Consider the following 8,532-nt stretch of genomic DNA (forward strand, 5'->3'; position numbering starts at 1 on the left):
TGCCATAGCTTTTTTTGCCATTTTTCTTTAGACTGGGACTGTGACAGTCGGGGCAACTGATATCTATTTGTGTCTTCATAACCTCAAATATATCATCTTGCTTTGACTGTCACCCTCCTTTTATCTCCTCAGCATACTTTTTGATACACCACCAATTTAAGAAGTAAATACAGACGGCTATTAGCAATATAGTTGCCACTATCATAAAAACCAATCGTAAAAACTTCTCCTCAACGTGTAACTGCTGGGTGATATTTTGGGTGGGTAGCAAAAACAAATGACACTCTGGACAACAAGAATCTATCTGACGCAATACCTTTGTAGAACGGGCATTCTCACAGCGTAGAGGAGAGTTGCTACAATAACCAAACATAAACCATTACCCCGCTTCTTATCTCACTCTCAATGCTATTCGTACTATAGTAGATTCACTCTGAAACCGAAATAGTGCTATTTATCTAACGACAATCGTGTCGCTTTTATTTTGAACCGACTATAAGTAGGTAGGAGGTTCCGTTTGAAACCCATACCTCAATAACCCCAAAATGTCATGACACCCTATTAAAAGTCAGATGCCACACATCACGACTATTGCTTCAAAAAACTCAATACATGCCAGTATTAGGGTCTATTGAACCTTCAAAAATAATCTTTATTGTAATTTATGGGATAAAAACCCTTTAAATATACTTATAACCTTACAGAAAGTATGGTTATGTATTATAATAGAGCTACAATGTTACAGATTAATCAATAATCATAACATTGTGTATCGGTAACTAATGCCATCCCTCATTAGAAAAGTATCGATAATCCTCTATTACGTTAAGGACCTAAATGATGAAACTACAATCCCTAGTTTTAGCAGCTGCTACTGCACTTACTATGACCACTGCTTTTGCAGTTCCTGCTGGTACTTGGTCGGTTGCTGCTGGCGCCCACATGGTTGATCCAAAAAGCGACAATGGCACATTGGCAAACGGTGCGTATTCTGTAGACGTTGATGATGATATCCGTCCAACCATTAGTGGTGAATACTTTGTTGCAGACAATATCGGTGTTGAATTGCTAGCAGCGATTCCTTTTCATCATGACATCACTTTAACTGATGCTAATGGCGACAAGGTCGATGCTAAAACGCAGCATTTACCCCCGACTCTATCTTTACAGTATCACTTCGATGGCTATAATATGCCTATGAACGTGAAGCCATTTGTTGGTGTGGGTGTTAACTACACAACGTTCTTTAAAGAAAGAATCTATCTTGATAACGGTAATGACTTAAATATCAAAGATAGCGTAGGTGTTGCTGGACATATCGGTCTGGACATTCCATTTGCCCCAACTGAAGCGTTCCGTATCGATGCCCGCTATATGGACATCAAACCTGACGTAGAGTTAAATGGTGGCGACATTGGTTCTGTTGACATCAGCCCTTGGGTATATGGCGTTGCTTTTGTTAAAACTTTCTAATATAACATAAAGTAATGTGAATAAAAAAAGCTGGCTTAATCGCTGGCTTTTTTGTGCCTGACATTTGAGCGGCAAACATCAAGCATAAAAAAGACCGTCCGTAGACAGTCCTCTTATTGCAAATAAATTTAGTAAAAACAATCCTTATAACAAAATACGGCGTGGATCAGCCAGTAAGGTTGCAATATAGCGAGTAAATACGGCCGCATCTGCCCCATTAATCACACGGTGATCGTAAGATAATGATAGCGGCAACATGAGACGTGGCTCAAAGGCTTGCTTAGTAGCATTCCAACGTGGCTGCATACTTGCCTCAGACACACCCAAGATACCCACTTGTGGCCAATTCACTAATGGCGTAAAGGCTGTGCCACCTAAATTGCCTTGGCTTGATATGGTAAAGCTCGCGCCTTGCAAATCTTTGGTACTGAGTTTTTTATCACGAGCTTTTACCGCAAGCTCACCGATTTCAATGGCGATTTGCTTAAGACCTTTGTCTTGCACATTTTTGATAACAGGTACGATAAGCCCGTCATCAGTTGCCACCGCAATACCCATATTGACGCTTTTGCGTAAAATAACTTGGGTATTGTCATCGCTTAAATGGCTATTGAAGCGTGGATGCTGGGTCAAAGCATAGGCGGTTGCTTTTACCACAAATGCCAAGATAGTGAAGCCGATACCTTCCGCCTTCATACCGCCTTTTAGCTCACCGCGTAACTTTTCCGTCTCAGTGATATCAGACAAATCAAACTGGGTCACTTGTGGCAACAAGGTATTGTAGTTGAGCTGCGGTATCGAGACTTTTTGTAGACGGCTGAGGTCTTGGCTCTCAGTTTCACCCCAAATATCAGTATTACTCATATCAGGTAAGCTTGGTAGACTCGATGTAGCCACATTACCACTGGCAGGTGCTGCTTTTTGAGTACTTAAGCTTTCTTTCACATGGGCAAACAGATCTTCTTTGAGGATACGATCGTTCAGTGCTGTACCACTTACCTGCGTGATGTCTACACCTAACTGACGCGCCAGCTTACGTACGGCTGGACCTGCATATACATCGACCAGCTTTTCATTGACTTGTGATTCTGTCAGCTTGTCATTTTTCTGATTGGTCGCAGCAGGCGTTTTAGGTTTTGCGGCTTGCTTTGGTTCGCCAGTCGTTTGCTTATCAGCCTTACCAGCTTTATCATCTGATTTGGCCGTGGTTGGCGCTTCTGACTCAGCCGCATCTGCCTGAGACTCACTTGCATCATTAGTATCGTTTGCATTTTCTGCACTACTAACAATAACGATGAAATCTTGACCGTTCGCGACCATATCGCCCGCTTCGACCAGTATTTTCTCGACCTTACCCGCTTCTGGAGCAGGCACTTCAACCGAGGCTTTATCAGACTCAATCAGTAAGATTGACTGATCAGCGCTGACGATATCGCCAACAGCAATCATAATCTCAGCGACTTGCGCTTCATCAACACCTAAGTCTGGTAATGCATGAGTCGTTGCCTTGCCAGCGTTAGACGCCGGCTTTTCAGTAGGCTCTGACGGCTTTGATTCAGTTGTAGTAGGCTCAGGTTTTGTTTCCGGTTTAGCAGCTGTGCTTTGTTGTTCGTTTGCTTCTTGCTTTTCATCAGCAGCGCTATCGTCATTGCTTTCTGCGCTTTCCAGCTCAATCAGCACCATACCTTCGCTAACTTGGTCACCAACAGCAACGCTGATTTTGGTGACTTTACCAGCAGCCGAGCTTGGTACTTCGACCGAGGCTTTGTCAGACTCTAGTAGAATGATGTTGTCATCTTTGGCAATGACATCACCTACTTCTACCATAATTTCGCTGACTTCGGCGCTATCAACACCCAAATCGGGGGCTTTAATGTCCATAGTTTATCTCCTTGTCTTATGGTTATTATTCTTTGACATCACCATCATTGAGTAAAGTTGCATCCGCTTGGTCTTCAGCACGACCTTCATTACTGATTTCATCATCGTCTTCGGCGACAAACTCAGGAACAGGATTCGGATTTACATTACCAGGAGCTGGTGCATCTGGAGAATGGTCATAATACGGCTGCTGCTGCCATGCAGGTGGATGATCAATATCAATATTCAAGCTTGAAATAGCGTCTTTTACTAAGCGCATTTCTACTTCGCCTTCATCCGCTAAGCGTTTAAGCGTTGCGACAACAATATGTGCGGCATCAACGTTAAAGAAGCTACGTAATTGCTCACGCGAATCAGAACGTCCATAACCGTCAGTACCAAGCGTGGTGTAAGGGCGGCTATCTGGTAACCATGCACGGATTTGCTCTGAATAATTGCGCATATAGTCAGTGGCGGCTACAACGATACCTTTGTGCGGTGCTAATTGCTCAGTAATCCATGGCACACGCTCTTCATCCATTGGGTGCAGACGATTATAGTCATCACAAACCATACCATCACGAGTCAACTCGTTAAAGCTGGTCACACTCCAGACGTTGGAGGTGATATTAAATTCGTCTTTTAATATCTTCGCGGCTTTTTGTACTTCGCGCAAGATAACCCCAGAACCTAATAGCTGCACTTGGGTTGAACCATTGTCCTCTAACAAGTACATACCACGTTTGATGCCTTCTTCTACGCCTTCTGGCATTTCAGGTTGCTCATAGTTTTCATTCATGAGTGTCAAGTAATAATAGACACGCTCACCTTCGCCATACATACGGCGTAAGCCATCATGCATGATAACTGCTAGTTCATAACCAAAGCATGGGTCATAACTGACACAGTTAGGCACCACGTTGAACAAGATTTGTGAGTGACCATCTTGATGCTGCAAGCCTTCGCCGTTAAGTGTTGTACGACCCGCCGTTGCACCTAATAAGAAACCTTGCGCTTGACAGTCGCCTGCCGCCCAAGCCAAATCACCCACGCGCTGGAAACCAAACATTGAGTAATAGATGTACATTGGAATCATCGGCAACGCGTTCACAGAATAGCTGGTTGCTAACGCCATCCATGTACTCATGGCACCCGCTTCGTTGATGCCTTCTTCTAGCATATGACCGTCGATGGCTTCTTTATAGCCCATCAAGGCTTCGCTATCCTCTGGGGTATATTTTTGTCCAACTGCAGAATAAATACCCAATTGACGGAACATACCTTCTAGACCAAAAGTACGCGCTTCATCAGGTACGATTGGTACGACGCGATCTTGGATGTCTTTGTTTTTTAGCATCGCTGCTAATAAACGTACAAACACCATAGTAGTCGACTGCTCTTTACCGTTACTGCCTTTTAGCACCCGATCAAAAATAGACAATTCAGGGATATTCAAAGGAATATGTCCACTGCGACGGTTTGGCAAATGACCACCTAATGCTTCACGGCGACCTTTGAGATACTTCATCTCCGCTGAGCCTTCCTCAGGGCGATAAAATGGTAGTGTCTCTAACTGCTCATCGGTAAATGGCAAATCAAAACGATCACGGAAATACATCAAACCTTCTTGATCCAGTTTTTTGATTTGATGCGATTTATTGACCGCTTGAGTTTGGGTCGATAAACCATAACCTTTGACGGTTTTCACCAGAATTACTGTCGGCTGACCTTTGGTTTTCATCGCTTCGCTGAAGGCAGCATAGACCTTCATTGGATCATGACCACCACGGTTTAGACGTGAAATATCTTCATCAGAGAGCGCATCAGCCATCTCTTCTAACTCAGGATATTTACCAAAGAATGCTTTGCGCGTAAATTCAGGGGTACGAGCTTCATATAGCTGATACTCGCCATCGACTACTTCTTCCATACGATGCTTGAGCACGCCCGTTTTATCATTGGCAAGCAAGCTATCCCACTTACCGCCCCAAATAACTTTAATCACGCGCCAGCCTGCACCGCGGAATACCGACTCTAGCTCTTGGATAATTTTACCGTTACCACGGACTGGACCATCGAGGCGCTGTAGATTACAGTTGACCACCCAAATCAGGTTATCTAGTTTCTCACGACCAGCGAGAGAGATGGCACCCAAGCTTTCTGGCTCATCGGTTTCGCCATCACCTAAGAATGTCCAAATCTTACGACCTTCTTTTTCTAGCAAACCACGGTTTTCCATGTAGCGATGTACATGCGCATGGTAAATAGACATGATTGGGCCCAGACCCATCGATACCGTTGGGAACTGCCAATAATCAGGCATGAGATATGGGTGCGGATAGCTTGATAAGCCCTTACCGCCGACTTCACGACGGAAGTTATCGAGCTGATCTTCGGACAAGCGACCTTCTAAATAAGAACGCGCATAAATACCTGGTGCTGAGTGACCTTGATAATAAATCATGTCACCACCGAAATGGTCACTGGCCGCACGGAAAAAGTGGTTAAAACCCGTTTCATAAAGCGTGGCACTAGAGGCGAATGTCGCTAAGTGACCACCCAAATCGTCGTCATTTTTGTTGGCGCGCATGACCATTGCTAGCGCGTTATAACGAATCAAAGCACGAATTTTACGCTCGATGGTCAAGTCACCAGGGTACATTGGCTCATCTTCAACCGCGATGGTATTGATATAAGCCGTATCCAAACGGTTAAACGGTAGCCCTTCTTGTACCGCCATGTTATACAAAGATTTTAGCAAAAATTGAGCACGGTCTTTGTCTGCATGTTTGAGTACGGACTCAAAAGCGTGTAGCCATTCCTGTGTTTCGGTGCTATCAGCATCCTTATAATAATTCATCTGTGTTAATCCTTTTTTGTCGGTCAGCCCTGCACGATGACAGGGTGTTATTGATTGAATAGTGTGTAACGAGATATCGGGCTGCTTATGACTTCCTTGTTAGGCTCAAGCATTCCGTTGTCTTATGCGGAGTATATACAGCTAGGTTATACAAAATAATAGCACTGTACATTAACATATCTTTTGGATAAGCATAATTATAAAATAGAATATACACTTAACTGTGTCTATTCAGTCATTAAATGATTATGGCAGTCTATTATAGGCGCTTATGCAGTAATTGTTTATAGCGATAAGAAAATGATGATATGACATGTATTTTTAAAATAAATATCGATTAGTGATTGTATGAATAATTGTTGTTAAAAATCTTAAAATTATATTTACTACTATACACTTAACAAGGATGCTAGCCGTCGCCTTACTCGACCTTTCGTCTCATTTATTCCTTATTTACTTGAAAACAACCGTTCATATGGTTAAATTTAATCTTTATATATCATGCCATTATATAAGCCAGAGCATATACTATGTTTATAGAGCTAATGTGAATGTACTATCAAATGAAATAAGGTACGTAATTATGAGGCTCAATAGCTACTTAAAACATAAATATACTTACCTTGCCAACCCAAACAATGCTCAAGATCCTGCCAATCATAAAAAAGTAACAGCCTCTCTGTCGGCGCTCTATATTTCTCACACTGAACGCAGATTATATATTGCTTAGCACAAAATTCAGGGCGCTCTAATAGTAATGGTTTACGCAAGGAATATCATATGAAAAATTTTAACCCTTTACGCAACGCCTTATTAGCTAGCTTAGCGTCGGTATTATTAAGTACTGCTCATGCTGATGATACTCTAAAAATGGAGCTAACCGCGAACAAAGTCGTTAAAAATGCAGAGGGTAAAGTCAGCTATGTACCTGTTCGTAATGCTCCAGCCGGCACGATCATTCAGTACAAAGCGACCTACACCAATACTATTAACGAAAACATCAATGACTTGGCGGTTACTTTACCTATTCCAGCCAATATGACTTTTACTGGTGAAGTCAGCCCTGCCAGTGCTCAGGCCAGTATCGATGGCAAGAACTATGCCGATATACCACTGCTGCGTAAAGTCGATGGCAAGATAGTCAAAATCCCGTTTTCTGAATACCGTACCCTGCGTTGGAATATCAAGCTATTGCCGGCACAGAAATCTGCAGCCGTAGCGCTTAATACAATCGTTGACTAACACGATTTTTAATTAAAGGGTGGTGTTCTAAGAATTATTCAAACGTAATGATCCACGCAAAAAAAACGTTTGGTATAGCCTCTCTACATTATAATATCACCGTATTGTCGTGCTATCATCTGACCCAATGCGGGCGTTATCGCGCTGTCAATAATATTAAATAAGAGAGACCGTTTAATAAGCGATAAAACCAGTCCCAAATCAGTGTTAACGATATAATAGACTGTATCAGCTTATTACAAGGTTTTTTATTATGCTTCCTACTATTATCAAAGTAGCCACTTATAAACGCTCTATTTCTACCGCAGTGTCCGCTGTATTGTTATTGTCGGCTGCAGGCTGCGTATCCACACCCTCTACTACTCAAAGTAGCACTGATATGGATACTATCAAAACCGCCACTCATTGTGAGGCACAGCTACCTACTCATTCTACTAACAAAGACCAAAACATCCAGCAGCGCACAATGAACTGTATGCTGACTCAATTAAAAGAGTACCAGCAAGCAGACAAGACAGCACACCAGCAGTATCTTGCTTATAAAGCACAAGCTTGGTTGAATTATACCTCTCATCAAGACAGCATCAATAGCCGCTCACCTGCTGATACCTATGCGTTGCAAACAGCAGAGACTATATTACAAGCACTAAAAGATGACACTGCTAAAGATATCGACTTATATCAAGACATTCCCTCTATGTCAGCGTTAATGCGACCTGACCTGTGGGCAACCATCAGTGCTCTAAAAGACAGCGACGGTATAGACTCAGCACCACGCGAAATCGCCTTCAGTGAAGTTGCTTTGATTTGGGCCGCTACCAATCAATGCGCACGTAGTGAACGCGACTCAGGAACTCACTTTCGCAAGGCAGATCGTTGGCTTGAGCAGGCACGCGAGGCCTATGTTAATAGCCATAACTCAGAAACAAACGTCGCTTTGCAAGCGCTTATCGTACGTTATTACAAGCTATATTCACCCTTAAGTTCAGTTGAAGATACTTGTAGTGGACAAGTACTACCGACTATCGATAGCAAATAAACATATAGTTAAAATACTTTAAAAACGCTACGATACTGCGGGTATAGTTTTTTTGCAG

The 8,532-nt window shown here is 42.7% G+C and carries 5 protein-coding genes; 3 read left to right on the plus strand and 2 right to left on the minus strand.

Annotated features, from left to right (window positions below; genetic code table 11):
• Positions 1-840 precede the first annotated feature (840 nt).
• Entirely contained in the window at positions 841-1,473 is a 633-nt protein-coding gene (locus tag EI161_RS12335) for an OmpW/AlkL family protein (protein ID WP_192523979.1), read from the plus strand.
• Between the two features lie 144 nt (positions 1,474-1,617).
• On the opposite strand, the gene EI161_RS12340 is transcribed toward EI161_RS12335, so the two are convergent.
• The gene (locus EI161_RS12340) at positions 1,618-3,354 is read right to left on the minus strand and encodes a 2-oxo acid dehydrogenase subunit E2 (protein WP_192529680.1); all 1,737 of its coding nucleotides are present in this window, start codon (positions 3,352-3,354) and stop codon (positions 1,618-1,620) included.
• A 25-nt stretch (positions 3,355-3,379) separates the two neighbouring features.
• On the minus strand, positions 3,380-6,193 hold the full coding sequence (gene aceE / locus EI161_RS12345; RefSeq protein ID WP_192529681.1) for a pyruvate dehydrogenase (acetyl-transferring), homodimeric type: 2,814 nt from the start codon (positions 6,191-6,193) through the stop codon (positions 3,380-3,382).
• A gap of 780 nt (positions 6,194-6,973) precedes the next feature.
• Between aceE and EI161_RS12350 the strand changes: the two genes are divergently transcribed.
• Together EI161_RS12350 and EI161_RS12355 are read left to right on the plus strand one after the other, a co-directional pair.
• Entirely contained in the window at positions 6,974-7,435 is a 462-nt protein-coding gene (locus EI161_RS12350; RefSeq protein WP_192529682.1) for a hypothetical protein, read from the plus strand.
• Positions 7,436-7,688: 253 nt separating this feature from the next.
• A complete protein-coding gene (locus EI161_RS12355; protein WP_192529683.1) occupies positions 7,689-8,474 on the plus strand; it encodes a hypothetical protein in 786 nt (261 codons plus the stop codon).
• The last annotated feature ends 58 nt before the right edge of the window (positions 8,475-8,532 follow it).

Origin of the sequence: Psychrobacter sp. FME5 (genome assembly GCF_014861375.1) — a bacterium.
Classification (GTDB): domain Bacteria; phylum Pseudomonadota; class Gammaproteobacteria; order Pseudomonadales; family Moraxellaceae; genus Psychrobacter.

Excerpts from the sequence above, each read along its gene's own strand:
- EI161_RS12335 (WP_192523979.1), top strand. The coding sequence starts at position 841 with ATGAAACTACAATCCCTAGTTTTAGCAGCTGCTACTGCACTTACTATG.
- EI161_RS12340 (WP_192529680.1), bottom strand. The coding sequence starts at position 3,354 with ATGGACATTAAAGCCCCCGATTTGGGTGTTGATAGCGCCGAAGTCAGC.
- aceE (WP_192529681.1), bottom strand. The coding sequence starts at position 6,193 with ATGAATTATTATAAGGATGCTGATAGCACCGAAACACAGGAATGGCTA.
- EI161_RS12350 (WP_192529682.1), top strand. The coding sequence starts at position 6,974 with ATGAAAAATTTTAACCCTTTACGCAACGCCTTATTAGCTAGCTTAGCG.
- EI161_RS12355 (WP_192529683.1), top strand. The coding sequence starts at position 7,689 with ATGCTTCCTACTATTATCAAAGTAGCCACTTATAAACGCTCTATTTCT.